Source organism: Micromonospora sp. WMMD1274, from assembly GCF_049179035.1.
GTDB lineage: Bacteria > Actinomycetota > Actinomycetes > Mycobacteriales > Micromonosporaceae > Micromonospora > Micromonospora tulbaghiae.
The window spans coordinates 5,777,588-5,802,313 of the sequence record NZ_JBMHMG010000001.1; the positions used below are offsets into that span (position 1 = coordinate 5,777,588).

Below are 24,726 nucleotides of genomic sequence, written 5' to 3' on the forward strand. Positions count from 1 at the left end.
CGTGTTGCGCTGGCTGACTGCAGGTGAATCGCACGGACCCGCCCTCGTCGCGATGCTGGAGGGCGTACCCGCCGGCATCGAGGTGACCACCGGGGAGATCTCCGGCGAACTGGCCCGGCGCCGGCTCGGCTACGGCCGGGGCGCCCGGATGTCGTTCGAGCAGGACGAGGTCGAGATCATCGGCGGGCTCCGGCACGGCGTGACGCTGGGCAGCCCGGTGGCGATCCGGGTCGGCAACTCCGAGTGGCCCAAGTGGCGCACCGTGATGGCCGCCGACCCGGTCGACCCGGAGGAGCTGGCGAGCCAGGCCCGCAACGCGCCGCTGACCCGTCCCCGCCCGGGTCACGCCGACCTGGCCGGCATGCAGAAGTACGGGCACACCGACGCCCGGCCGATCCTGGAACGCGCCAGCGCCCGGGAGACCGCCGCCCGGGTCGCGGTCGGCACCGTCGCCAAGGCGCTCGTGCGTCAGGCGCTCGGCGTCGAGATCGTCTCCCACGTGGTCGAGCTGGGTCCGGTGGCGGTCAAGCCGGGTCTGCGCCCCACGCCGGAGGATGCCGCGCGCATCGACGCCGACCCGCTGCGCTGCCTCGACGCCGAGGCCAGCGCCCGGATGGTCGCCGAGGTCGACGCCGCGAAGAAGGCCGCCGACACGCTCGGTGGCGTGGTCGAGGTGCTCGCGTACGGGGTACCGCCGGGCCTGGGCAGCCACGTGCAGTGGGACCGCAAGCTCGACGCCCGCCTCGCCACCGCGCTCATGTCGATCCAGGCGATCAAGGGTGTGGAGATCGGCGACGGCTGGCAGCAGGCGCGTTCCCGCGGCTCGGAGGCGCACGACGAGATCGTGCCCACCGCCACCGGGGTGCGGCGGATCACCGACCGGGCCGGTGGCCTGGAGGGCGGCATCACCACGGGTGAGCCGCTGCGGGTGAAGGCGGCCATGAAGCCGATCTCGTCGCTGAACCGGGCGCTCGCGACGATCGACGTGACCACCGGCGAGCCGGCCACCGCCATCAACCAGCGCTCGGACGTGTGCGCGGTGCCGGCGGCAGCGGTGGTGGCCGAGGCGATGGTCGCGCTGGTGCTGGCCGAGGCGGCGGTGGAGAAGTTCGGCGGCGACTCGGTCGCCGAGATGCGCCGCAACCTGGCCGGTTACCTCGACAGCCTGGTGGTCCGGTGAGCGCGAGGAACGCAGCGCAGCGGAGTCCCGCAGTCGCGAACGAGAGGTGGCAACGATGAGCACCCGGCCGGTCTGCGTGCTGGTCGGTGCGCCCGGCTCCGGCAAGACCACAGTCGGCACGGCGCTCGCCGAGGCGCTCGGCGTCGGCTTCCGGGACACCGACGCCGACATCGAGAACCTCGCCGGCAAGCCGATCCCGGAGATCTTCGTGGACGAGGGGGAGGAGCACTTCCGTACCCTCGAACGGGCCGCCGTGGCGGCGGCGCTCGCGTCGCACGCGGGTGTGCTCGCGCTCGGCGGCGGCGCGGTCCTGGCCGAGGAGAACCGGGCCGCGCTGATCGGCCACACGGTGGTGCACCTGTCGGTGGAGCTGCCCGACGCGCTCAAGCGGGTCGGTCTCGGCGCCGGCCGGCCGCTGCTCGCGCTGAACCCGCGCGCCACGCTCAAGCACCTGATGGACCAGCGCCGCCCGCTCTACGCCGAGGTGGCGACCGCGACCGTGGTCACCGACGGGCGTACGCCGCAGGAGTTGGCCGCGGAGATCGCCGCGCTGCTCAAGCCCTGACCCGCCCGCCCAGCCACACCCGGCTCCCGGCTCCCTCGGTGGAACGCCGTGGGTGTCTCCCGGGGCGTTATGCACCCATGGTGTTCCAGCCGGCGTGGATGCCGTCGGTGGGTGGAACGGTGTGGGTGTCTCCCGAGGGTTGTGGCACCCGTGGTCTTCCAGTCGAGGCGCGTGACGTCGGTGGGTGGAACGCCATGGGCCAGTGAGAGGGCGTGCCGGCGCGAGGGTGGACGGTCAGGCGTTGGCCGCAGCGGTCCCGGCCGTCCGGCGTCCGGCCCGGCGGCGAGGGCTCCGCGCGCGGCGGCGCCGGGCCGGTTCGGGCCGCCAGGTGGCGAGCAGCGCCAGCGCCAGCGCGATCTCGGCCAGGTCGCCCAGGTAGTACATGAGTGTGGCGCCGGCCCGCAGCTCGGCGGCGGTGGCGGGCACGTCGACGAACAGCCCGGCGTAGAGCAGCTGGGCGATGGTGGCGTGCGCGGCCACCCCGAACCCGATCACCACCAGCCGGACCGGTACGCGGGGGCGGTGCGGTCCCGGATCCGGACCGGCGATCGACCAGGCGAACAGGCAGCCGCTGAGCAGGAAGTGCAGGTTCACCAGCGTGTGCAGGGCCGGGCTGTCCAGGGTGGCCCGGTACAGCGGGGTGAGGTAGAGCAGCCAGAGCCCGCCCGCGGTGAGCAGCAGCCCGGTCACCGGGTGGCCGAGCACCCGCGCGACCGGATGCCGCAGCAGGTGGACCAGCCTCCGGCCGGTACGCCGGTCCAGCGTGCGCAGCAGCAGCGTGACCGGGGCGCCGAGCACCAGCGCCAGCGGCGCGAGCATGCCGATCAGCAGGTGCTGCCACATGTGCCCGACGAAGTCCCCGGCCGGCCACAGCAGCCCGGCCGTCAGCAGCAGCGCGCCCAGCCCGAAGCTCGCGGTGCGGGCGTGCGGCCAGCCCGGCCCGCCGGGGTCGCGCAGCCGCAGCGCGGCGGCCAGGTACGCCCAGAACAACGCCACCGGGATCAGCGCGGTGGCCGGGAAGCCGCCGGCGGCGTGCCCGGCGTGGGCCACTGTCACCGGCGCTCCGGCGCGCAGAGGTCGACGGCGCGGGCGCGGCGCTGGATCGCCCAGCCCACAGCGATCAGCACCACGCCGAGGGCGAGGAACCCGAGGTCCCACCAGAGCTGGTTCGGGCCGCTGCGCACGTGGTGGATGCCGAGCAGGTGGTGGTCGATGACGCCCTCGACCAGGTTGAACAGGCCCCAGCCGATGAGCGCCCAGCCCCACAGCATCGGCGAGCGCCACAGCCGGCCCCGGGAGTGGGTGACACGGGAGTAGAGCAGGGCCAGGCCGGTCAGCACCGCCACCCAGGTGACCACGTGGAACAGGCCGTCCCACAGCGTGTTCATCTGCAATCCGGGCACCGTGTCCACCGGGTACTCCCGGACGCCGATCCGGTCGCTGCCGGTGCTGCTGAGCAGGTGGTGCCACTGGAGGACCTGGTGCAGGACGATGCCGTCGACGAAGCCGCCGAGCCCGACGCCGAGGATCGTGGCGGGCAGCCGGATGCTCGTCGCGGACTCCGGCCGGGTCGTGTGTGCCGTCGTCTCACTCATTCCGGCCGCCCTACCCGCCCTGCGGCCGGGCAAACACCCAGCCAGTGGACAACGGCCGCGCGAGGGCGGCGCGCTGGACTAGGCTGCCCGCGATGGACGAGGTGACCCGGATCCCGGTCGGCGGCGAGCGGCCGTACGACGTGCTCGTGGGACGTGACCTGCTGGACCCGCCGCCCCGGCTGCTGCCCGGCGCCGAGCGGGTGGCCTTCCTGCACGCGCCGCCGCTCAAGGCGCTCGCCGACAAGCTCGCCGGCGGCGTCCGCGAGGGCGGCGTGACGCCGCTGCTGATCGAGGTGCCGGACGCGGAGGCGGGCAAGCACGTCGACGTGGCGGCGGCCTGCTGGGACCGGCTCGGCGACGCCGGGTTCACCCGTACCGACGCGGTGGTCGGGGTGGGCGGCGGCGCGGTCACCGACCTGGCCGGGTTCGTCGCGGCCACCTGGCTGCGCGGCGTGCGCTGGGTGCCGGTCGCGACGTCGCTGCTCGGCATGGTCGACGCCGCCGTGGGCGGCAAGACCGGCATCAACACGGCCGCCGGCAAGAACCTGGTCGGCGCGTTCCACCCGCCGGCCGGCGTGCTGGCCGACCTGGCGACGCTGGACAGCCTGCCCCCGGCCGACCTGGCCGCCGGGATGGCCGAGGTGGTCAAGTGCGGGTTCATCGCCGACCCGGTCATCCTCGACCTGGTCGAGCGGGATCCGGCCGCCGCGCTGGACCCGGCCGGGCCGGTGCTGCGGGAACTGGTCGAGCGCGCGGTCCGCGTGAAGGCCGACGTGGTCGCCGGGGACCTGCGCGAATCCGGGGTACGCGAGGTGCTGAACTACGGGCACACGCTGGCGCACGCGATCGAGAAGGCGGAGGGCTACCGCTGGCGGCACGGTCACGCCGTGGCGGTCGGCCTGGTCTACGCCGCCACGCTGGCCCGGCTCGCCGGCCGGCTCGACGCGGCCGACGCGGAGCGGCACCGCCGGGTGCTGGCCGCGCTCGACCTGCCCACCGGCTACCGGGCCGACGCCTGGCCGGAGCTGCTGGCCGCGATGCGGGTGGACAAGAAGGCCCGGGGCAGTCGGCTGCGGTTCGTGGTGCTCGACGGGCTCGCCCGCCCGGCGATCCTGGAGGCGCCCCCGGACGACCTGCTCGCCGCCGCGTACGCGGAGATCAGCTCGTGAGGGTGTACGTGCTGAACGGGCCGAACCTGGGCCGGCTCGGCACCCGCCAGGTCGACGTGTACGGGGTGACCAGCTACGCCCAGCTCGTGGCCGACTGCGAGCGGCACGGCCGGGAGCTGGGCCTGGACGTGGTGGTCCGGCAGACCGACGCCGAGCACGAGATGCTCGCCTGGTTGCACGAGGCGGCCGACGAGGCGGCGGCGGTGGTGCTCAACCCGGCCGCCTGGTCGCACTACTCGGTCGCGGTGCGGGACGCCTGCGCCATGCTGCGCGGCCCGCTGGTCGAGGTGCACATCTCCAACATCCACGCCCGGGAGGAGTTCCGGCACCACTCGGTGGTCTCCGCGGTGGCCACCGGGATGATCTGCGGCCTGGGCGTGGACGGCTACCGGCTGGCGCTGCACCACCTGGCCGCCCGGCTCGCCGCAGGTGCCTGAGCCGGTCCGCCCGGCGGCGCTCCCGCCCGGTCCGTTCCGTGGCGCGAGTCCGATTCGACAGGGCGAGTAGACTTGGACGGTCTGTCCGCCAATTGATGATCAAGGCAGGAAATGGCCACCACCAACGACCTGAAGAACGGCCTGGTACTCAACCTGGACGGCGAGCTGTGGGCCGTCGTCGAGTTCCAGCACGTCAAGCCCGGTAAGGGTGGTGCCTTCGTGCGCACCACGCTGAAGAACGTGCTGTCCGGCAAGGTGGTCGACAAGACCTTCAACGCGGGCACCAAGGTCGAGACCGCGACCGTGGACAAGCGCACCATGCAATACCTCTACGCCGACGGCGAGGACTACGTCTTCATGGATCTGGAGACGTTCGACCAGATTACCGTCCCCGGCGCCACCGTCGGCGAGGCCGCCAACTACCTCCTCCCCGAGGCCGAGGCGACCGTCGCCACCCACGAGAGCGTGCCGCTGTACATCGAGCTGCCGACCTCGGTCGTGCTCGAGGTCACCTACACCGAGCCGGGCCTGCAGGGCGACCGGTCGACCGGCGGCAACAAGCCGGCCACCGTCGAGACGGGCGCGACCGTGCAGGTGCCGCTGTTCATCACCACCGGTGAGAAGATCAAGGTCGACACCCGCGACGGCCGTTACCTCGGCCGAGCCTGATGGCCGAGGGCCCCAAGCAGCAGATGCCGGCGCGCCGCAAGGCGCGCAAGCGGGCGCTGGACGTGCTCTTCGAGGCCGATCTGCGGGACCGCCCGCCGGTCGAGGTGCTCGCCGGTTACCTGGAACGGATCGAGCAGCCCCGCCCCGACCACCTCGGCTACGCGGTCGGGCTGGTCGAGGGCGTGGCGGCGCACCTCGACCGGATCGACGAGACGATCGCCAGCTACGCCGAGGGGTGGACGCTGGAGCGCATGCCGGTGGTCGACCGCAACCTGGCCCGGATCGCCGTGTACGAGCTGCTCTACGTCGACGAGATCGACGACGCGGTGGCGATCAGCGAGGCCGTGGAGCTGGCCCGGCAGATGTCGACCGACGACTCGCCCCGCTTCCTCAACGGCATCCTCGGCCGGATCGCCGAGTACGCCTCGCGCTGACGCGCCACGACGACGAAGGGCCCGTGCCGGTAGGCACGGGCCCTTTCGGTCGTACGGGGTGTCAGGACGCGAAGAACGCCCGCGGGTCGGCGACCAGCACGCCGTGCTCGGTCAGCCGCTCGATCAGGCCCGACGGCGAGGCGTCGTAGACGATCGCGAGGGCGCGCAGGTCGTCGGCGCGGATCGAGAGCACCCGGCCGTTGTAGTCGCCGCGCTGCTGCTGGATGGCGCGCGCGTAGCGGGCCACGTACGCGAGGTCCTCGGAGGCCTCGTCGTAGAGCCGCTCCAGGTCCAGGACGATCTTGCTGGTGGGCTCGTGACGCACCCCGCTGCCGTCGGGCAGCAGCTCCGAGACGGGAACGCGGTAGAAGTCGGCCAGCTCCGCCAGGCGGGACACGGTGACGGCGCGGTCGCCGCGCTCGTACGAGCCGACCACCACGGCCTTCCACCGCCCGTTCGACTTCTCCTCCACCCCCTGCAGGGACAGGCCCTGCTGCTGGCGGATGGAGCGCAGGCGGGCGCCCAGCGACTTGGCGTATTCAGAGGGCATTCGGACACTCCCAGTGCTGTTCGGGTTCCCCGAGCTATCGCTACGGAGCGTGACGGTACGGGGATTGCGACATGTGGTCAAGTGTTGCCGTCCACCGGGTCCGGCACCCACGTGTGGCTTGTCCCCATTTCTCCGGGCTGACCAGCAGGTCAGGACCGGCGGCGGGCGGCCCGGTGACCGCTGGTAACGTGGCGTGAAGCCCCGGTCCGGGCCCCGCGCGGGCCTGCCGGAGCCGACCAGACGTCCTTTAACGACCCGTCCCGTGAGGCGGGGAAGGAGGTCCGCCGTGGCCTACCCGCCGGCTGCCCATTCGTCGCCGCCGCGACAACCCTCGGTGAAGGTGATCCTCGCCGCAGCGGACGTGTCGCGGGTGGTCGACCGCATCGCCCACCAGATCCTGGAGAAGACCCAGGGCGCCGCCGACACCGTGCTGCTCGGCATCCCCACCCGGGGTGTGCCGCTGGCCCACCGCCTCGCGGACCGGATCAGCACCTTCGAGGACGTCACAGTCCCGGTCGGCGTGCTCGACATCACGCTCTACCGCGACGACCTGCGCCGGCACGCCACCCGCGCGGTCGGCCCGACCGACCTGCCCACCGGCGGGATCGACGGCAAGCGGGTGATCCTCGTCGACGACGTGCTGTTCTCCGGCCGCACCGTGCGGGCCGCGCTGGACGCGCTCAGCGACGTCGGCCGGCCGGCGTCCGTGCAGCTCGCGGTCCTGGTCGACCGCGGCCACCGGCAGCTGCCGATCCGCGCCGACTACGTCGGCAAGAACATCCCCACCGCGCTGGCCGAGAACGTCAAGGTCACCCTCGCCGAGACCGACGGCACGGACGAGGTCAAGTTGTACGGGGGTACACCCGCATGATCCGGCACCTGCTCTCCGGCGCCGACCTGGACGCCGGCACCGCCACCCTGGTCCTGGACACCGCCGCGGAGATGGCGACGGTGGCCGGTCGCGAGGTCAAGAAGCTGCCGGCGCTGCGCGGACGCACCGTGGTCAACCTCTTCTACGAGGACTCCACCCGCACCCGGATCTCGTTCGAGGCGGCGGCCAAGCGGCTCAGCGCCGACGTGATCAACTTTTCCGCCAAGGGCTCCAGCGTGGCCAAGGGGGAGAGCCTGAAGGACACCGCGCTCACGCTCCAGGCGATGGGCGCGGACGCGGTCGTCGTCCGGCACCCCGCCTCCGGCGCCCCGCACCGGCTCGCCGAGTGGGTGGACGGGTCGGTGGTCAACGCCGGTGACGGCACCCACGAGCACCCCACCCAGGCGCTGCTCGACGCGTACACGATGCGGTCCCGGCTGGGCCGGCTCGACGGCCTGCACGTGGCGATCGTCGGCGACGTGCTGCACTCCCGGGTGGCCCGCTCCAACGTGCTGCTGCTGTCCACGCTCGGCGCGAAGGTCACCCTGGTCGGCCCGCCCACGCTCATCCCGGTCGACATCGCCGCCGCCCTGGCGCCCGGCACCGACGTCTGTTACGACCTCGACGCCGTTCTCCCGGATGTGGACGTGGTGATGATGCTGCGGGTGCAACGTGAGCGGATGGGTGACTCCTACTTCCCGTCGGCCCGCGAGTACGCCCGCCGCTACGGGCTCGACGGGCCGCGCATGCGCCGGCTGCCCGCGCACGCGATCGTCATGCACCCCGGCCCGATGAACCGGGGCATGGAGATCACGCCCGAGGTGGCCGACTCGCCCCGCTCCACCATCGTCGAACAGGTCGCCAACGGGGTCTCCGTGCGGATGGCCGTGCTCTACCTGCTGCTCGGAGGGAACAACCGGTGACCGCGTACCTCATCAGAAGCGTCAGCATCGTCGGCGGCGAGCCGACCGACCTGCTCATCCGCGACGGCGTGGTGGCCGAGACGGGCCGCGGGCTCGCCGCGGACGACGCCACGGTCGTCGACGCGAGCGGCCTGGTCGCGCTGCCCGGCCTGGTCGACCTGCACACCCACCTGCGCGAGCCCGGCCGGGAGGACGCCGAGACCGTCGAGTCCGGTTCCCGGGCGGCGGCGCTCGGCGGCTACACGGCGGTGTGCGCGATGGCGAACACCTCGCCGGTCGCGGACACCGCGGGCGTGGTCGAGCAGGTCTGGCGGCTCGGCCGGGAGGCCGGCCTGGTCGACGTGCAGCCGATCGGGGCGGTCACGGTCGGGCTGGCCGGCGAGCGCCTGGCCGAGCTGGGCGCGATGGCCGACTCGGCCGCCGGGGTGCGGATCTTCTCCGACGACGGGCACTGCGTGTCCGACCCGCGGCTGATGCGCCGGGCGCTGGAGTACGTCAAGGCGTTCGACGGCGTGATCGCCCAGCACGCCGAGGAGCCCCGGCTGACCGAGGGCGCGCAGATGCACGAGGGTGAGGTGTCCACCCGCCTCGGCCTGACCGGCTGGCCGGCCGTCGCCGAGGAGGCGATCATCGCCCGGGACGTGCTGCTGGCCGAGCACGTCGGCAGCCGCCTGCACGTCTGCCACGTCTCCACCGCCGGCAGCGTCGAGGTGCTGCGCCAGGCCAAGGCGCGCGGGGTACGCGTCACCGCCGAGGTGACGCCGCACCACCTGCTGCTCACTGATGAAAGGGCAGCCAGCTACGACCCGGTCTTCAAGGTCAACCCGCCGCTGCGTACCGCCGCCGACATCGCCGCGCTGCGGGAGGCGCTGGCCGAGGGCGTGATCGACATCATCGCCACCGACCACGCGCCGCACGCCGTGGAGGACAAGGAGTGCGAGTGGGCGTACGCCCGGCCGGGCATGCTCGGCCTGGAGACGGCGCTGTCGATCGCGCTCGACGTGTTCGGCCCCCGCTGGGACCTGATCGCCGAGCGGATGTCCCGCACGCCGGCCCGGATCGCCGGGCTGGCCGGGCACGGCCTCGACCCGGCGCCCGGCGTACCGGCCAACCTGACCCTGGTCGACCCGGCCGCCCGCCGCGTCATCGAACCGGCGGAGCTGGCCAGCCGTAGTCGCAACACCCCGTACGCCCGCATGACGCTGCCGGGTCGCATCGTGGCGACCTTCCTGCGCGGCGAGCCGACGGTCCTGGACGGAAAGGCAGTCAAGTGAGCGCGAGGAACGCAGCGGAGCGGAGTCCCGCAGTAGCGAACGAAAGGCGGGCACAGTGAAGCGACGGCCCGCGATTCTCGTCCTTGAGGACGGGCGCACGTTCCACGGCGAGGCGTACGGCAGCGTCGGGGAGACCTTCGGCGAGGCGGTCTTCAACACCGGCATGACCGGCTACCAGGAGACGCTCACCGACCCCTCGTACCACCGGCAGGTCGTGGTGCAGACCGCGCCGCACATCGGCAACACCGGCGTCAACGGCTCCGACGACGAGTCCGACCGGATCTGGGTGGCCGGGTACGTGGTGCGCGACCCGGCCCGGATCAGCTCCAACTGGCGCGCCGACGGCGGGCTGGAGGACCGGCTCGCCGCCGAGGGCGTCGTCGGCATCAGCGGCGTGGACACCCGGGCGCTGACCCGGCACCTGCGCGAGCGCGGCGCGATGCGCGTCGGCATCTCCAGCGTCGAGGACGACCCGGCCGCCCTGCTGGAGCGGGTGCGCCGCTCGCCGCAGATGGTCGGCGCGAACCTGTCCGCGGAGGTGACCACCGCCAAGCCGTACGTCGTCGAGGCGCAGGGCGAGCACCGGTTCACGGTGGCGGCGGTGGACCTGGGCATCAAGCGCAACGTGCCGCGACGGCTCGCCGCCCGCGGCGTCACCACCCACGTGCTGCCCGCCGGGTCGACGATCGAGGACCTGCTCGCCACCGGCGCGGACGCGGTCTTCTTCTCGCCCGGCCCGGGCGACCCGGCGACCGCCGACGGCCCGGTGGCGCTGGCCCGGGAGGTGCTGACCCGGCGGATCCCGCTGTTCGGCATCTGCTTCGGCAGCCAGATCCTCGGCCGGGCGCTCGGCTTCGGCACCTACAAGCTCGGGTACGGCCACCGCGGCATCAACCAGCCGGTGCTCGACCGGGCCACCGGCAAGGTCGAGGTGACCAGTCACAACCACGGCTTCGCGGTGCAGGTGCCGGGTGCCGGGGACGGCGCCGTGGTGCCGGACCAGGTGATCCAGACCGAGTTCGGCGGCGTCCAGGTGTCACACGTCTGCCTCAACGACAACGTGGTCGAGGGGCTGCGGGCCGTGGACGTGCCCGCCTTCACCGTCCAGTACCACCCGGAGGCGGCGGCCGGCCCGCACGACGCGGACTACCTCTTCGACCGTTTCGCAGAGCTGATCGAGGGGCGCACGAATGCCTAAGCGGACCGACCTCAAGCACGTCCTGGTGATCGGCTCCGGGCCGATCGTGATCGGACAGGCCTGCGAGTTCGACTACTCCGGCACCCAGGCCTGCCGGGTGCTGCGCAGCGAGGGGATCCGGGTCAGCCTGGTCAACTCCAACCCGGCGACGATCATGACGGATCCGGAGTTCGCCGACGCCACGTACGTCGAGCCGATCACCCCGGAATTCGTCGAGCTGGTCATCGCCAAGGAGCGCCCCGACGCGCTGCTGCCGACGCTCGGCGGGCAGACCGCGCTGAACACGGCCGTCGCCCTGCACGAGGCGGGCGTGCTGGAGAAGTACGGCGTCGAGCTGATCGGCGCGAACATCGAGGCGATCAACCGGGGCGAGGACCGGCAGCTGTTCAAGGAGATCGTCGCGAAGGCCGGCGTACGGCTGGGCCTGGCGGATCCGTCCGCGCTGGTGCCGCGGTCGCGGGTCTGCCACTCGATGGACGAGGTCCGCGAGACGGTCACCGAGCTGGGCCTGCCGGTGGTCATCCGGCCGTCGTTCACCATGGGCGGCCTCGGTTCCGGCATGGCGCACACCGACGAGGACCTGGAGCGCATCGCCGGCGCGGGCCTGGCGGCCAGCCCGGTGCACGAGGTGCTCATCGAGGAGAGCGTGCTCGGCTGGAAGGAGTACGAGCTCGAACTGATGCGCGACCGCCACGACAACGTGGTGGTGGTCTGCTCGATCGAGAACGTCGACCCGATGGGCGTGCACACCGGCGACAGCGTCACCGTCGCCCCGTCGATGACGCTCACCGACCGGGAGTACCAGCGGCTGCGTGACCTCGGCATCGCGGTGCTGCGCGAGGTCGGTGTGGACACCGGCGGCTGCAACATCCAGTTCGCGGTGAACCCGGCCGACGGCCGGATCGTCGTGATCGAGATGAACCCGCGCGTGTCGCGTTCCTCGGCGCTGGCGTCGAAGGCCACCGGCTTCCCGATCGCGAAGATCGCCGCGAAGCTCGCCATCGGCTACACGCTCGACGAGATCCCCAACGACATCACGCTGAAGACGCCTGCGGCGTTCGAGCCGACGCTCGACTACGTGGTGGTGAAGATCCCCCGGTTCGCGTTCGAGAAGTTCCCCGGCGCGGACCCGGAGCTGACCACCACGATGAAGTCGGTGGGCGAGGCGATGAGCCTGGGCCGCAACTTCACCGAGGCGCTGAACAAGGCGATGCGCTCGATGGAGACCAAGGCGTCCGGCTTCTGGACCGTGCCGGACCCCGACGGCGCGACCAGGGAGAACACGCTGGCGGCGCTGCGCACGCCGCACGACGGCCGGCTCTACACCGTCGAGCGGGCGCTGCGCCTCGGCGCGTCGATCGCCGAGGTGTCCGAGGCGTCCGGCGGCATGGACCCGTGGTTCCTGGACCAGATCGCCTCGCTGGTCGAGCTGCGCGCCGAGATCGTGGACGCGCCGGTGCTCGACGCCGGTCTGCTGCGCCGGGCCAAGCGGGCCGGCCTGTCCGACCGGCAGCTCGCCGCGCTGCGTCCCGAGCTGGCCGCCGAGGACGGCGTCCGCACGCTGCGGCACCGGCTCGGCGTACGGCCGGTCTACAAGACGGTGGACACCTGCGCGGCCGAGTTCGAGGCGACCACGCCGTACCACTACTCGACGTACGACTCGGAGACCGAGGTGGCGCCCTCGGCCCGGCCGAAGGTGCTCATCCTGGGCTCCGGGCCGAACCGGATCGGGCAGGGCATCGAGTTCGACTACTCGTGCGTGCACGCTGTACAAGCTCTCCGGGACGTGGACTACGAGACCGTCATGGTCAACTGCAACCCGGAGACCGTCTCCACCGACTACGACACCGCGGACCGGCTCTACTTCGAGCCGCTGACGTTCGAGGACGTGCTGGAGGTCTGGCACGCCGAGGACACCTCGGGCAAGGAGGCGGGCGGTCCCGGCGTCATCGGGGTGGTCGTGCAGCTCGGCGGGCAGACCCCGCTCGGCCTGGCCCAGCGGCTCAAGAACGCCGGCGTGCCGATCGTCGGCACCTCCCCGGAGTCGATCCACCTGGCCGAGGAGCGCGGCGCGTTCGGCGCGGTGCTGGCCCGGGCCGGGCTGCGCGCGCCCGCGCACGGCATGGCCACCTCGTACGACGAGGCGAAGACGATCGCCGACGAGATCGGGTACCCGGTGCTGGTCCGCCCCTCGTACGTGCTCGGCGGGCGCGGCATGGAGATCGTGTACGACGACGCCACGCTGCGCGACTACATCGGCCGGGCCACCGCCATCTCGCCGGACCGCCCGGTGCTGGTGGACCGGTTCCTGGACGACGCCATCGAGATCGACGTGGACGCGCTCGTGGACGCCGACGGCGACGTCTACCTGGGCGGCGTGATGGAGCACATCGAGGAGGCCGGCATCCACTCCGGCGACTCGTCCTGCGCGCTGCCGCCGATCACGCTGGCCGGCTCGCACCTGGCCCAGGTGCGGCACTACACCGAGCAGATCGCCCGCGGCGTCGGGGTGCGCGGCCTGCTCAACGTCCAGTACGCGTTGCAGGGCGACATGCTCTACGTGCTGGAGGCCAACCCGCGCGCCTCCCGGACCGTACCGTTCGTCTCGAAGGCCACGGCGGTGCCGCTGGCCAAGGCGGCGGCCCGGATCGCGCTCGGCGCCACCATCGCGCAGCTGCGCGCCGAGGGGATGCTGCCGCCCACCGGCGACGGCGGTACCATGCCGGCCGACGCGCCGATCGCGGTCAAGGAGGCGGTGCTGCCGTTCAAGCGGTTCCGCACGCCGTCCGGCAAGGGCATCGACGTGCTGCTCGGCCCGGAGATGAAGTCCACCGGCGAGGTGATGGGCATCGACACTGGCTTCGGTCAGGCGTTCGCCAAGTCGCAGGCCGCCGCGTACGGGTCGCTGCCGACCGCCGGGAAGATCTTCGTCTCGGTCGCCAACCGGGACAAGCGCGGCATGATCTTCCCGATCAAGCGCCTGGCCGACCTGGGCTTCGAGATCGTGGCCACCACCGGCACGGCCGAGGTGCTGCGCCGGCACGGCATCGCCTGCGAGCAGATCCGCAAGCACTACGAGTCGGGTGAGGGCGCGGACGCGGTCTCGCTGATCCTCGGCGGGGACGTGGCGCTGGTGGTGAACACGCCGCAGGGCTCCGGGGCGAGCGCCCGTTCCGACGGGTACGAGATCCGCAGTGCGGCGGTGAGCGCCGACATCCCGTGTGTCACCACGGTGCCCGGCGCGGCCGCCGCCGTCATGGGCATCGAGGCCCGGATCAACGGCGACCTGAAGGTCCGCCCGCTGCAGGACCTCCACGCCGCCCTCCGGGCGGGCGAGTGACCCCCCGCCCCACTGCGTCGATCATGAGGTTGGCGGCGGATATGGAGATCCACATCGCCGCCAACCTCATGGTCAACGGGGAGATCGGGCGGACCGGGCGGGGGGCCGGGGCGTGATCTTCGAGAAGGTGGTGCGGCCCCGGCTGTTCTCGCTCGCGGGTGGGGACGCGGAGGGGGCGCACGAGTGGACGCTGGAGCGGCTGGCCGCGGTGTCGCGGCAGCCGGCCGTGCTCGCCGCGCTGCGCGCGGCGTACTTCCGGTCGGCGCCGCGCACCGTGTTCGGGGTGCGCTTCCCCAACCCGGTCGGGCTGGCGGCCGGCATGGACAAGAACGGACTCGCGTTGCCGGCCTGGCCGGCGCTCGGCTTCGGCTTCGTCGAGGTCGGCACCGTGACCGCGCACGCCCAGCCGGGCAACCCCCGGCCCCGGCTGTTCCGGCTGCGCGACAGCGAAGCGGTGATCAACCGGATGGGCTTCAACAACGCGGGCGCGGCGGCGCTCGCGGACCGGCTGGCCGCGTTGCCGCGCCCGCTCGGCGTGCCGCTGGGCATCTCGCTCGGCAAGTCCAAGGTGACCCCGCTGGACGAGGCGGTCGAGGACTACCTCGCCTCCTACCGGGCGCTCAAGGAGCACGGCGACTACTTCGCGGTGAACGTGTCCTCACCGAACACTCCCGGACTGCGGTCGCTTCAGGACCGGTCCCATCTGGACGCGTTGCTCGCCGCGCTGGTGGGGGAGAAGCCGGTGCTGGTGAAGATCGCCCCGGACCTGACCGAGCCGGCCGTGGCCGAGCTGCTGGAGGTGTGCCTCGACCGGGGCGCGGCCGGGGTCATCGCCACCAACACCACGCTCGCCCGTGACGGGCTCGCCCCGGCCGACCGGGGGCGCGCCGCCGAGGCCGGCGGGCTGTCCGGCCGGCCGCTGACCGCCCGGGCCCGGGAGATGGTCGCCTTCGTGCACCGGGAGACCGGCGGCCGGCTACCGGTGATCGGCGTGGGCGGCATCCTGCACCCGGACGACGCCACCCGCATGTTCGACGCCGGCGCCGCCCTGCTCCAGCTCTACACCGGCTTCATCTACCGAGGCCCCGCCCTGACGAGAGCCATAACCCGGACCACCCGACCCTGACCCACCCCTCCACCCCCGCGATCTTGCACTTCCGGCCCCGGCACACCGCCTCATTCCGGGCGCGGCCGGGGCGGCAACTGCAAGATCGCGGGGGTGAGAGGGGGAGGGGTGACGGAGGAGGAGACGTGACGCCTGAGGAGATCCTGGAGGCCGACCGGCGGCACGTGTGGCATCCGTACACCGCCATGCCTTCCGCCAGTGCGCCGTACGTCGTCGACAGCGCGGAGGGGGTGCGGCTGCGGCTCGCCGACGGGCGGGAGCTGGTCGACGGCATGTCGTCGTGGTGGGCGGCGATCCACGGCTACCGGCACCCGGTGCTCGACGCCGCGGTGACCGACCAGCTCGGGCGGATGAGTCACGTGATGTTCGGCGGGCTCACCCACGAGCCCGCCGTACGCCTGGCGCGCACGCTCGTCGAGCTGACCCCGGACGGGCTGGAACACGTCTTCCTGGCCGACTCCGGCTCGGTGAGCGTCGAGGTGGCGGTGAAGATGTGCCTGCAGTACCAGCGGGCGCTGGGACGCCCTCAGCGCCGCCGGCTGGGCACCTGGCGGGGCGGCTACCACGGCGACACGTTCCACCCGATGAGCGTGTGCGACCCGGAGGGCGGCATGCACCACCTCTGGGGCGACGTGCTGCCCCGGCAGGTGTTCGCGCCGGTGCCGCCGCCCGGCTTCGACGCGGCGCCGGACCCGGCGTACGAGGCGGCGCTGGTGGAGGCGGTCGAGCGGCAAGCCGACGAGCTGGCCGCGGTGATCGTGGAGCCGGTGGTCCAGGGCGCCGGCGGGATGCGGTTCCACCACCCGCACTACCTGCGCGTGCTGCGCGAGGTGACCCGCAGGCACGGCATCCTGCTGGTGTTCGACGAGATCGCCACCGGCTTCGGCCGGACCGGGCGCATGTTCGCCGCCGAGCACGCCGCCGTCACCCCGGACGTGCTCTGCGTCGGCAAGGCGCTCACCGGCGGGTACCTGACGCTCGCCGCGGCGCTGTGCACACCCGAGGTGGCGCGCGCGATCTCCGCCGGCGGGGTGCTGGCGCACGGGCCGACGTTCATGGGCAACCCGCTCGCCTGCGCCGTCGCCAACGCCTCCCTGGACCTGCTGCGGGCCGGGGACTGGGCGGGACGGGTGGCGGGCATCGCCGAGGGCCTGCGGGCCGGCCTGGCGCCGTTGCGGGACGCGCCCGGTGTGGCCGACGTACGCGTGCTCGGCGCGATCGGGGTGGTGCAGCTCGACCACGAGGTGGACCTGCCCCGGGCGACCGCCGCCGCGGTGGCCGAGGGGGTGTGGCTGCGCCCGTTCCGGGATCTCGTCTACACGATGCCGCCGTACGTCTGCGACGCCGCGGACGTGGCGCGGATCGCGGCCGGAGTGGCCGCGGCGGTCAAGGCCGGCTGAGCCCGGCCGAGTTCCACAGGGCGCGACGGGAGGCCCGTCGCCGGACACGCCAGGCGGCCCGGAGCCGCCGGGAGAGGGAGAGACGCGATGGAGACGTTCGGCGCCCGTCTGCACCGGGCCGTGGCGGAACGAGGGCCGCTCTGCGTGGGGATCGACCCGCACCCCGGGTTGCTGACCGCCTGGGGCCTGTCCGACGACGTGGCGGGCCTGGAGCGGTTCTGCGCCACTGTGGTGGAGGCGATCGGCGACCGGGTCGCCGTGGTCAAGCCGCAGTCGGCGTTCTTCGAGCGCTTCGGCGCCCGGGGCGTGGGTGTGCTTGAGTCAACTATCCGACAGTTGCGAGATTTGGGAGCGCTCACTCTGCTTGACGTCAAGCGTGGTGACATCGGCTCGACGGTCGCCGCGTACGCCTCGGCGTACCTCGATCCATCCAGCCCCCTGTATGTCGATGCGGTCACCGCGAGCCCCTACCTGGGAGTAGGTTCGCTCGCCCCGATGTTCTCCACCGCCGCCGAGCACGGTGGCGGGGTCTTCGTCCTGGCGCTCACCTCCAACCCGGAGGGTGCCTCCGTGCAGCGCGCCGTGGGTGCCGACGGGCGCACCGTCGCGCAGACCGTGATCGACGAGATTTCCCAGCTCAACCGGGGTGCGGAGCCGCTCGGCAGCTTCGGTCTGGTGGTCGGCGCGACGGTCGGTGAGACGGGTCACGATCTGGACTCGGTCAACGGTCCGCTGCTCGCGCCGGGGCTGGGCGCGCAGGGCGGAACGCCCGCCGGGTTGCGTACCGTGTTCGGCGCCGCGCTGCCGTCGGTGCTTCCCTCGTACTCCCGGGAGGTGCTCGGCGCGGGCCCCGACCCGGCCGACCTGCGGGCCGCCACCGAGCGGGTGCTGGCCGACTGCCGGGCCGCCCTGGGCACGGCGGACTGACTGACGGCTCGGTCACTTTGGGTTGATCATCGCGCGCCCACGTTGCCGAAATCTCCGTTGACCGCTAGTTTTCCCCGCGCTGGGAACCACGGACCCCTTTGGTTGCCAGCGACACCACGTTTCACAGATGCGGTGGGGCGCTCAGCCCGCCGTACTAGGGACCTGAGGAGAACTGGTGCCGCTCCCGTCACTGACCCCCGAGCAGCGCGCTGCCGCGCTGGAGAAGGCCGCGGAGATCCGCAAGGCCCGCGCTGAGCTGAAGGAGCAGCTCAAGCAGGGCAAGACCACCCTCGCCACCGTCCTCGAGCGGGCCGAGTCCGACGACGTCGTGGGCAAGCTGAAGGTTTCGGCCGTGCTCCAGGCGATGCCGGGCATCGGCAAGATCCGGGCCACCCAGATCATGGAGAAGCTCAAGATCGCGGACAGCCGTCGCCTGCGCGGCCTCGGCGAGCAGCAGCGCAAGGCTCTGCTCGGAGAGTTCGCCGCCAACTGAACGGCCCGCCGTGTAGAAACAAGCGGTGAGCACGGATGACGAGGCGCGCTCGGCGGCTCGGCTCACTGTCCTGTCCGGTCCCTCCGGGGCCGGCCGGAGCAGTGTCGTCGAGGCGGTCCGGGCGCGCCTTGCGTCTGTCTGGGTGCCGGTGGTCGCCACCACCCGCCCACCCCGTCCGGACGAGCGCGACGGCGTGGACCGCGTCTTCCTCGACGCGCCGGGCTTCGACCGGCTGATCGCCGCCGGGGAGCTGCTGGAGTGGTGCCGGATCGGGCCGTACCGCCGGGGGGTGCCCCGGGCCGAGGTGCGGGCGCGGCTCGCCGAGGGACGGCCGGTGCTGCTGCCGCTGGACCTGGTCGGCGCGCTGGCGGTACGGGCGGCGGCGCCCGGCGCCCGGCTGGTGCTGCTCGCGCCGCCGGCGTACCGGGCCGACCCGGACGTGGCGGCCGTCTTCGCCCACGCCGTGGCACACGACCACACCGAGCGCGCCGCGGCCGAGCTGGTAGGATTGCTCGGTTCGTCCTTCCTGGCTCCGGCCCGACCGCCCGCGGGCGGCGCACGAGACGCAGAGGTTTAATTCGTGGGATCCATCGCCACCAACCCCGAGGGCATCACCAACCCGCCGATCGACGAGCTGCTCGAGAAGACCACCTCGAAGTACGCGCTGGTCATCTTCGCCGCCAAGCGCGCCCGTCAGGTCAACGCCTACTACAGCCAGCTCGGTGAGGGCCTCCTGGAGTACGTCGGCCCGCTGGTGGAGACCACCCCGCAGGAGAAGCCGCTCTCCATCGCCATGCGCGAGATCAACGCGGGCCTGCTCACCGCCGAGCCGACCGACCAGCCGTAACCGCGCCCGCGCCGATGCCCGCCGAGATCGTCCTCGGGGTCGGCGGCGGCATCGCCGCCTACAAGGCGTGTGAGCTGCTCCGGCTCTTCACCGAGTCGGGTCACCGGGTCCGGGTGGTGCCGACCGCCTCGGCGCTCCGCTTCGTCGGGGCGCCGACCTGGGCGGCCCTGTCCGGCCGGCCGGTCGCCGACGACGTCTGGTCCGACGTGCACGAGGTGCCGCACGTGCGGCTCGGGCAGCACGCCGACCTGGTCGTGGTCGCACCGGCCACCGCCGACCTGCTCGCCAAGGCCGCCCACGGCCTCGCCGACGACCTGCTCACCAACACGCTGCTGACCGCGCGCTGCCCGGTGCTGCTGGCCCCGGCCATGCACACCGAGATGTGGGAGCACCCGGCCACAGTCGCGAACGTGGCCACGCTGCGTTCGCGGGGCGTCCGCGTGATCGAGCCGGCCGTGGGCCGGCTCACCGGGCGGGACACCGGCAAGGGCCGGCTGCCCGACCCGGCGGAGATCTTCGTGGTGGCCCGCCGGGCGCTGGCCCGCGGCGTCGAGGCCGAGGCCGACCTGGCCGGCCGGCACGTGGTGGTCACCGCCGGGGGCACCCGCGAGCCGCTGGACCCGGTCCGGTTCCTGGGCAACCGGTCGTCCGGCAAGCAGGGGTACGCGTTCGCCCGCGCCGCCGTGGCCCGGGGCGCCCGGGTCACGCTCGTCGCGGCCAACGTGGCGCTGCCCGACCCGGCCGGGGCGGACCTGGTCCGGGTGGGCACCACCGAGGAGCTGCGCGACGCGACGCTCGCGGCGGCCGCCGACGCGGACGCCGTGGTGATGGCCGCCGCGCCCGCCGACTTCCGGCCGGCCAGCTACGCCACCGGGAAGATCAAGAAGTCCGACGACGGGGTTGCGCCCACCATCGAGCTGGTCACCAACCCGGACATCGCCGTGGAGCTGGGGCGGCGTCGCCGGCCCGGGCAGGTGCTGGTGATCTTCGCGGCGGAGACCGACGACGCGGAGGCCAACGGCCGGGCCAAGCTGGCCCGCAAGGGGGCCGACATGATCGTGGTCAACGAGGTCGGCGTGGACAAGGTCTTCGGCGCCGACACCAACGCGGCCACCGTGATCGGTGCCGACGGCGCCGTGCACCGGTTGCCGGAGCAACCAAAGGAGGCCCTGGCCGACGCCGTCTGGGACCTCGTCTGTCAGCGGTTGCCGTCGCGTTCCTGACGGTTGGTCGACCCGCGTTCGTCGGGTCGCGGCGGAACGATGATGACTAAACTGCCGCCGAGCGACCTTTAAAAGTCTTCACATGCTTAGGAGTGCCGTGACACGTCTCTTCACGTCCGAATCGGTCACGGAGGGCCACCCGGACAAGATCGCCGACCAGATCAGTGACGGCATTCTCGACGCGCTGCTCGCCCAGGACCCGCACAGCCGGGTCGCGGTGGAGACGTTGATCACCACCGGTCAGGTGCACGTGGCCGGCGAGGTGACCACCAAGGCGTACGCCGACATCCCGACGATCGTCCGCGAGACCATCCTCGGGATCGGCTACGACTCGTCGAAGAAGGGCTTCGACGGCGCGTCCTGCGGCGTCAGCGTGTCCATCGGCGCCCAGTCGCCGGACATCGCCCAGGGCGTCGACAACGCCTTCGAGCTGCGTACCGGTGGGTCGGAGAGCGCGCTGGACGCGCAGGGCGCCGGTGACCAGGGCATGATGTTCGGCTTCGCCTGCTCCGAGACGCCCGAGCTGATGCCGCTGCCGATCGCGCTGGCGCACCGGCTGGCCCGCCGGCTCGCCGCGGTCCGCAAGGACGGCACGATCCCGTACCTGCGGCCGGACGGCAAGACCCAGGTCACCATCGAGTACGACGGGCTGCGCCCGGTCCGGCTCGACACCGTCGTGGTGTCCAGCCAGCACGCGGCGGACATCTCGCTGGAGTCGCTGCTCACCCCGGACATCCGGGACCACGTCATCGCCCCGGAGCTGGAGGGCCTCGGTCTGGAGACCGAGGGCTACCGGCTGCTGGTGAACCCGACCGGGCGGTTCGAGATCGGCGGCCCGATGGGTGACGCCGGCCTGACCGGCCGGAAGATCATCGTGGACACGTACGGCGGGTACGCCCGGCACGGCGGCGGCGCGTTCTCCGGCAAGGACCCGTCGAAGGTCGACCGGTCGGCCGCGTACGCGATGCGCTGGGTGGCCAAGAACGTGGTCGCCGCCGGGCTGGCCGAGCGGTGCGAGGCGCAGGTCGCGTACGCGATCGGCAAGGCGCACCCGGTGAGCCTGTTCATCGAGACGTTCGGCACCGAGACCGTGCCGGTCGCCTCGATCGAGAAGGCCGTGGCCGAGGTGTTCGACCTGCGTCCGGCCGCCATCATCCGGGACCTGCACCTGCTGCGCCCGATCTACCAGCAGACCGCCGCGTACGGCCACTTCGGCCGGGAGCTGCCGGAGCTGACCTGGGAGGGCACCGACCGGGCCGCCGACCTCAAGTCGGCCGCGGGAGCCTGACCGCCACCACGCGCCGCGACCGGCGACCCGCACAGGGGTCGCCGGTCGCGCGCGTCTGCGTGGACGTGCCGCTGCCCCACCTCGACCGCCCCTTCGACTACCTGGTGCCGGAGGCGCTCGACGCCGACGCCCGGCCGGGGGTACGCGTGAAGGTGCGGTTCGCCGGGCAGCTCGTCGACGGCTGGCTGCTGGAGCGCGCCGAGTCGTCCGAGCACCCGAAGCTGGCGTACCTGGAGAAGGTCGTGTCGCCGGTGCCGGTGCTCTCCCCGGAGGTGGCCCGGCTGGCCCGCGCGGTCGCCGACCGGTACGCCGGCAGCCTCGCCGACGTGCTCCGGCTGGCCGTGCCGCCCCGGCACGCCCGCGCCGAGAAGGCCGTCACGGCGGCGGACGCGCCACCGTCCGCCGACGCCGACGCCGACGCCGACGCCGACGCCCGGGTGGGCGGTCGGGCGGAGGTGGACCCGCGCGGCTGGCGGGACTACCCGGCCGGGCCGGCGCTGCTGCGCGCGCTCACCGACGGCAAGCCGGCCCGCGCGGTCTGGTCGGCGCTGCCGGGGGAGGACTGGGCCGACCGGTACGCCGACGCGGTCGCCGCCACGGTGGCCGGCGGCCGGGGCGCCGTGGTCGTGGTGGCCGACGCCCGTGACCTGGACCGCCTCGACGCCGCCCTGACCGCCGTGCTCGGCGCGGGACGGCACGTCCGGCTCACCGCCGCCGACGGCCCGGCCCGCCGCTACCGGGCCTTCCTCACCGCCCGGACGGGCGAGGTGGACGTGGTCGTCGGCACCCGGGCCGCGATGTTCGCCCCGGTGCGGCGGCTCGGCCTGGTGGCGATCTGGGACGACGGCGACGACCTGCACGCCGAACCGCGCGCGCCCTACCCGCACGCCCGGGACGTGCTGCTCACCCGGGCGCAGCTCGGCGACGTGGCCGCCCTGGTCGGCGGCTACGCGCGTACCGCCGAGGCGCAACTGCTGGTGGAGACCGGCTGGGCGCGCGAGGTGGTGGCCGACCGGGCGGTGGTGCGCGCGCGTACCCCGGCCATGGCGCCCACCGGCGACGACCCGCAACTGGCCCGCGATCCCGGCGCCGCCTCGGCGCGGCTGCCGAGCCTGGCCTGGACCACCGCCCGGGACGCGCTGCGCGCGGACCTGCCGGTGCTGGTGCAGGTGCCGCGCCGGGGGTACGTGCCGTCGGTGGCCTGCGCCGACTGCCGCGCCCCGGCCCGCTGCCCGCACTGCGCCGGACCGCTCGCGCTGCCGTCGGCGCAGGGCACGCCCGCCTGCCGCTGGTGCGGCCGGGTGGCCGCCGCGTACGCCTGCCCGGAGTGCGGCGGGCGGCGGCTGCGCGCCTCGGTGACCGGCGCCCGGCGGACCGCCGAGGAGCTGGGCCGGGCGTTCCCCGGTGTGCCGGTGCGGACGTCGGGGCGGGAGGAGGTGCTGGCGGGCGTGCCGGGCGGGGCCGGGCTGGTGATCGCCACCCCGGGCGCCGAGCCGGTCGCGGAGGGCGGGTACGGCGCGGTGCTGCTGCTCGACTCGTGGGCGCTGCTGACCCGGGCCGACCTGCGGGCCGGCGAGGAGGCGCTGCGGCGCTGGATGGCCGCCGCCGCGCTGGCCCGGCCCGGCCCGGCAGGTGGCCGGGTGGTGGTGGTCGCGGACGGCGCGCTGGCCCCGGTGCAGGCGCTGCTGCGCTGGGACTCCGCCTGGTTCGCGGCCCGGGAACTGGCCGAGCGGCGCGAGCTGGGCTTCCCCCCGGCGGTCCGGATGGCGAGCGTCACCGGCGCGGCCGAGGCGGTGGCCGACCTGCTCGCCGGCGCCCGGCTGCCGGGCGACGCCGAGGTGCTCGGCCCGGTGCCGGCCGAGGAGGGCCGGGAACGGATGCTGGTACGCGTGCCCCGGTCCCGGGCCGCCGCGATGGCCGAGGCGCTGCACGCCGCCGCCGGGCAGCGCAGCGCCCGCAAGGCGGCCGACCCGGTACGCCTCCAGGTCGATCCGCTCACCCTGTTCTGATCGGACGCGACCGCGTGACGGTGCGCACGCGCGCCCTCGCGCACGGTCGTGAGCTGGGGTTTGCCGCACACCTGGTCCGGCAATCGAGTAGCGGGCGGTGATAGCATCGCCCGTCATGCCCAGCCGCGCGGTTTCCCCGCGCGGGACGCGGCGCGGCGGGTGCCAGAGCACGTCGGGCCGACACTCGATGTCGTCAGTCAGCCGGTGAGCAGGGGTGGACCAGTCGTGACCGTTCGTCAGTCGATCGTCTTCAACGGTGACCTCGGCAGTGGCAAGAGCACCGTCTCGGTCGAGATCGCCAAGCGGCTCGGGCTGCGCCGGGTCAGCGTCGGTGACCTCTACCGCCAGATGGCCCAGGAGCGGCAGATGACCGCCCTCCAGCTCAACCTGCACGCCGAGCTGGACCAGGCCGTCGACGGCTACGTCGACCAGCTCCAGCGCGACATCGCCGCCTCCGGCGAGTCCCTGGTCATGGACTCCCGCCTGGCCTGGCACTTCTTCACCGACGCGCTCAAGGTGCACATGATCACCGAGCCGACCGAGGCGGCCCGGCGGGTGCTGGCCCGCCCGTCCGGTCCGGCCGAGAGCTACACCTCGCTGGAGGAGGCGCGGGCCAAGCTGCGCGAGCGCAGCGAGAGCGAGCGCGGCCGGTTCATCGTCCGGTACGGCGTCGACAAGGCCCGCCTGCGCAACTACGACCTGGTCTGCGACACCACCCGGGCCAACCCGGAGCAGGTCATCCAGCACGTCATCGACGTCTACGAGGGCCGCCTGGGCGCGGACGTGCTGCGCGCCGGCCAGCCGTTGCTGCTGCTCGACCCGACCCGGGTGTACCCCACCGAGGACGTGTCGACGCTGCGCGGCCTCTGGGACGCCGACGCCGCCGCCGAGGCGGCCGGAAGCGGCGAGGAGCCGGAGCCGCTGAGCATCGGCTACACCGGCGAGTACTTCTTCGTCGTGGACGGGCACCGGCGGCTCAGCGCGGCGGTGCGCGCCGGGCTGCCGATGGTCCCGGCCCGGCTGGTCGCCGAGGTGGAGGAGCCGGTGGTCGGCGGGATCAGCGCGCTCGACTTCTTCACCGCGCAGGCCCGCCCGGGCCTGATCCACGACTGGGAGGACGCGCACGGCATCACGCTGCCGCTGCCGGAGCACGCGCTGCTCGGCGGCGGCCCGGTGCTCGCCGGGGAGCCGGGCGCCGGCGCCTGACC

The 24,726-nt window shown here is 73.5% G+C and carries 24 protein-coding genes; 21 read left to right on the forward strand and 3 right to left on the reverse strand.

The genetic code is table 11. The features are described from left to right. Window position 1: 1 nt before the first annotated feature. Complete coding sequence (gene aroC, locus ACN27D_RS27370) at window positions 2-1,180, forward strand: chorismate synthase (protein WP_350815981.1); 1,179 nt, start codon at window positions 2-4, stop codon at window positions 1,178-1,180. Window positions 1,181-1,235: 55 nt separating this feature from the next. After that, window positions 1,236-1,745, forward strand: coding sequence for a shikimate kinase (locus ACN27D_RS27375; protein WP_091424298.1), 510 nt, complete (start codon window positions 1,236-1,238; stop codon window positions 1,743-1,745). Between the two features lie 234 nt (window positions 1,746-1,979). Here the strand turns inward: ACN27D_RS27375 and ACN27D_RS27380 are convergent, their stop codons facing one another. Together ACN27D_RS27380 and ACN27D_RS27385 are read right to left on the reverse strand one after the other, a co-directional pair. Continuing rightward, complete coding sequence (locus tag ACN27D_RS27380) at window positions 1,980-2,801, reverse strand: cytochrome c oxidase assembly protein (protein ID WP_121683046.1); 822 nt, start codon at window positions 2,799-2,801, stop codon at window positions 1,980-1,982. Beyond that, window positions 2,798-3,340: a DUF2243 domain-containing protein gene (locus tag ACN27D_RS27385; RefSeq protein WP_121683045.1), complete on the reverse strand. Its 543-nt coding sequence runs from the start codon at window positions 3,338-3,340 to the stop codon at window positions 2,798-2,800. The genes ACN27D_RS27380 and ACN27D_RS27385 overlap by 4 nt, the downstream gene beginning before the upstream one ends. 92 nt (window positions 3,341-3,432) lie before the next feature. On the opposite strand from ACN27D_RS27385, the gene aroB reads away from it, so the two are divergent. The 4 genes from aroB (at window position 3,433) to nusB (ending at window position 6,049) form a co-directional block, all read left to right on the forward strand. Further along, window positions 3,433-4,509: a 3-dehydroquinate synthase gene (gene aroB, locus ACN27D_RS27390; protein WP_421500341.1), complete on the forward strand. Its 1,077-nt coding sequence runs from the start codon at window positions 3,433-3,435 to the stop codon at window positions 4,507-4,509. After that, entirely contained in the window at window positions 4,506-4,946 is a 441-nt protein-coding gene (gene aroQ, locus ACN27D_RS27395) for a type II 3-dehydroquinate dehydratase (protein WP_421500342.1), read from the forward strand. The genes aroB and aroQ overlap by 4 nt, the downstream gene beginning before the upstream one ends. 111 nt (window positions 4,947-5,057) lie before the next feature. Beyond that, the gene (gene efp / locus ACN27D_RS27400) at window positions 5,058-5,615 is read left to right on the forward strand and encodes an elongation factor P (RefSeq protein WP_073827682.1); all 558 of its coding nucleotides are present in this window, start codon (window positions 5,058-5,060) and stop codon (window positions 5,613-5,615) included. A 23-nt stretch (window positions 5,616-5,638) separates the two neighbouring features. Beyond that, a complete protein-coding gene (gene nusB, locus ACN27D_RS27405; protein WP_199733039.1) occupies window positions 5,639-6,049 on the forward strand; it encodes a transcription antitermination factor NusB in 411 nt (136 codons plus the stop codon). Window positions 6,050-6,110: 61 nt separating this feature from the next. Here the strand turns inward: nusB and ACN27D_RS27410 are convergent, their stop codons facing one another. Further along, complete coding sequence (locus tag ACN27D_RS27410) at window positions 6,111-6,599, reverse strand: transcriptional regulator (protein ID WP_013285505.1); 489 nt, start codon at window positions 6,597-6,599, stop codon at window positions 6,111-6,113. Window positions 6,600-6,885: 286 nt separating this feature from the next. Between ACN27D_RS27410 and pyrR the strand changes: the two genes are divergently transcribed. The 15 genes from pyrR (at window position 6,886) to ACN27D_RS27485 (ending at window position 24,724) form a co-directional block, all read left to right on the forward strand. Continuing rightward, a complete protein-coding gene (pyrR, locus tag ACN27D_RS27415; protein ID WP_421500343.1) occupies window positions 6,886-7,470 on the forward strand; it encodes a bifunctional pyr operon transcriptional regulator/uracil phosphoribosyltransferase PyrR in 585 nt (194 codons plus the stop codon). Beyond that, complete coding sequence (locus ACN27D_RS27420; RefSeq protein WP_421500344.1) at window positions 7,467-8,393, forward strand: aspartate carbamoyltransferase catalytic subunit; 927 nt, start codon at window positions 7,467-7,469, stop codon at window positions 8,391-8,393. The genes pyrR and ACN27D_RS27420 overlap by 4 nt, the downstream gene beginning before the upstream one ends. Next, the gene (locus tag ACN27D_RS27425) at window positions 8,390-9,667 is read left to right on the forward strand and encodes a dihydroorotase (RefSeq protein ID WP_421500345.1); all 1,278 of its coding nucleotides are present in this window, start codon (window positions 8,390-8,392) and stop codon (window positions 9,665-9,667) included. Before ACN27D_RS27420 ends, ACN27D_RS27425 begins: the two co-directional genes overlap by 4 nt. A gap of 55 nt (window positions 9,668-9,722) precedes the next feature. Beyond that, the gene (gene carA / locus ACN27D_RS27430; RefSeq protein WP_120570508.1) at window positions 9,723-10,865 is read left to right on the forward strand and encodes a glutamine-hydrolyzing carbamoyl-phosphate synthase small subunit; all 1,143 of its coding nucleotides are present in this window, start codon (window positions 9,723-9,725) and stop codon (window positions 10,863-10,865) included. Beyond that, window positions 10,858-14,205: a carbamoyl-phosphate synthase large subunit gene (carB, locus tag ACN27D_RS27435; protein ID WP_357898799.1), complete on the forward strand. Its 3,348-nt coding sequence runs from the start codon at window positions 10,858-10,860 to the stop codon at window positions 14,203-14,205. Before carA ends, carB begins: the two co-directional genes overlap by 8 nt. Window positions 14,206-14,317: 112 nt before the next feature. Then, a complete protein-coding gene (locus ACN27D_RS27440; protein WP_357898796.1) occupies window positions 14,318-15,331 on the forward strand; it encodes a quinone-dependent dihydroorotate dehydrogenase in 1,014 nt (337 codons plus the stop codon). A gap of 125 nt (window positions 15,332-15,456) precedes the next feature. After that, window positions 15,457-16,731 carry an adenosylmethionine--8-amino-7-oxononanoate transaminase gene (locus ACN27D_RS27445; protein WP_421500346.1) on the forward strand — a complete coding sequence of 425 codons (1,275 nt, stop codon included), beginning with the start codon at window positions 15,457-15,459 and terminating at the stop codon, window positions 16,729-16,731. Between the two features lie 87 nt (window positions 16,732-16,818). Continuing rightward, window positions 16,819-17,658: an orotidine-5'-phosphate decarboxylase gene (pyrF, locus tag ACN27D_RS27450; RefSeq protein WP_252448505.1), complete on the forward strand. Its 840-nt coding sequence runs from the start codon at window positions 16,819-16,821 to the stop codon at window positions 17,656-17,658. 175 nt (window positions 17,659-17,833) lie between these two features. Beyond that, window positions 17,834-18,151 (forward strand): integration host factor, actinobacterial type, encoded by a 318-nt coding sequence (mihF, locus tag ACN27D_RS27455; protein ID WP_013285515.1) that lies wholly within the window; start codon window positions 17,834-17,836, stop codon window positions 18,149-18,151. A 25-nt stretch (window positions 18,152-18,176) separates the two neighbouring features. Beyond that, a complete protein-coding gene (locus ACN27D_RS27460) occupies window positions 18,177-18,728 on the forward strand; it encodes a guanylate kinase (RefSeq protein ID WP_421500347.1) in 552 nt (183 codons plus the stop codon). 3 nt (window positions 18,729-18,731) lie between these two features. Then, window positions 18,732-18,998 carry a DNA-directed RNA polymerase subunit omega gene (gene rpoZ, locus ACN27D_RS27465; protein WP_013285517.1) on the forward strand — a complete coding sequence of 89 codons (267 nt, stop codon included), beginning with the start codon at window positions 18,732-18,734 and terminating at the stop codon, window positions 18,996-18,998. 14 nt (window positions 18,999-19,012) lie between these two features. Then, window positions 19,013-20,221 (forward strand): bifunctional phosphopantothenoylcysteine decarboxylase/phosphopantothenate--cysteine ligase CoaBC, encoded by a 1,209-nt coding sequence (gene coaBC, locus ACN27D_RS27470; RefSeq protein WP_421500348.1) that lies wholly within the window; start codon window positions 19,013-19,015, stop codon window positions 20,219-20,221. Window positions 20,222-20,303: 82 nt separating this feature from the next. Next, complete coding sequence (gene metK, locus ACN27D_RS27475; RefSeq protein WP_030271053.1) at window positions 20,304-21,509, forward strand: methionine adenosyltransferase; 1,206 nt, start codon at window positions 20,304-20,306, stop codon at window positions 21,507-21,509. 59 nt (window positions 21,510-21,568) lie between these two features. After that, window positions 21,569-23,518 (forward strand): primosomal protein N', encoded by a 1,950-nt coding sequence (locus ACN27D_RS27480; RefSeq protein WP_421500349.1) that lies wholly within the window; start codon window positions 21,569-21,571, stop codon window positions 23,516-23,518. Between the two features lie 225 nt (window positions 23,519-23,743). Further along, a complete protein-coding gene (locus tag ACN27D_RS27485; protein WP_120570499.1) occupies window positions 23,744-24,724 on the forward strand; it encodes an AAA family ATPase in 981 nt (326 codons plus the stop codon). Window positions 24,725-24,726 lie beyond the last annotated feature (2 nt).

Bases quoted from the DNA above. Each gene is read 5' to 3' on its own strand.
- nusB (WP_199733039.1), top strand. From the start codon at position 5,639: ATGCCGGCGCGCCGCAAGGCGCGCAAGCGGGCGCTGGACGTGCTCTTC.
- ACN27D_RS27420 (WP_421500344.1), top strand. From the start codon at position 7,467: ATGATCCGGCACCTGCTCTCCGGCGCCGACCTGGACGCCGGCACCGCC.
- efp (WP_073827682.1), top strand. From the start codon at position 5,058: ATGGCCACCACCAACGACCTGAAGAACGGCCTGGTACTCAACCTGGAC.
- ACN27D_RS27410 (WP_013285505.1), bottom strand. From the start codon at position 6,599: ATGCCCTCTGAATACGCCAAGTCGCTGGGCGCCCGCCTGCGCTCCATC.
- coaBC (WP_421500348.1), top strand. From the start codon at position 19,013: ATGCCCGCCGAGATCGTCCTCGGGGTCGGCGGCGGCATCGCCGCCTAC.
- carB (WP_357898799.1), top strand. From the start codon at position 10,858: ATGCCTAAGCGGACCGACCTCAAGCACGTCCTGGTGATCGGCTCCGGG.
- metK (WP_030271053.1), top strand. From the start codon at position 20,304: ATGCTTAGGAGTGCCGTGACACGTCTCTTCACGTCCGAATCGGTCACG.
- aroB (WP_421500341.1), top strand. From the start codon at position 3,433: ATGGACGAGGTGACCCGGATCCCGGTCGGCGGCGAGCGGCCGTACGAC.
- ACN27D_RS27375 (WP_091424298.1), top strand. From the start codon at position 1,236: ATGAGCACCCGGCCGGTCTGCGTGCTGGTCGGTGCGCCCGGCTCCGGC.
- pyrF (WP_252448505.1), top strand. From the start codon at position 16,819: ATGGAGACGTTCGGCGCCCGTCTGCACCGGGCCGTGGCGGAACGAGGG.
- ACN27D_RS27385 (WP_121683045.1), bottom strand. From the start codon at position 3,340: ATGAGTGAGACGACGGCACACACGACCCGGCCGGAGTCCGCGACGAGC.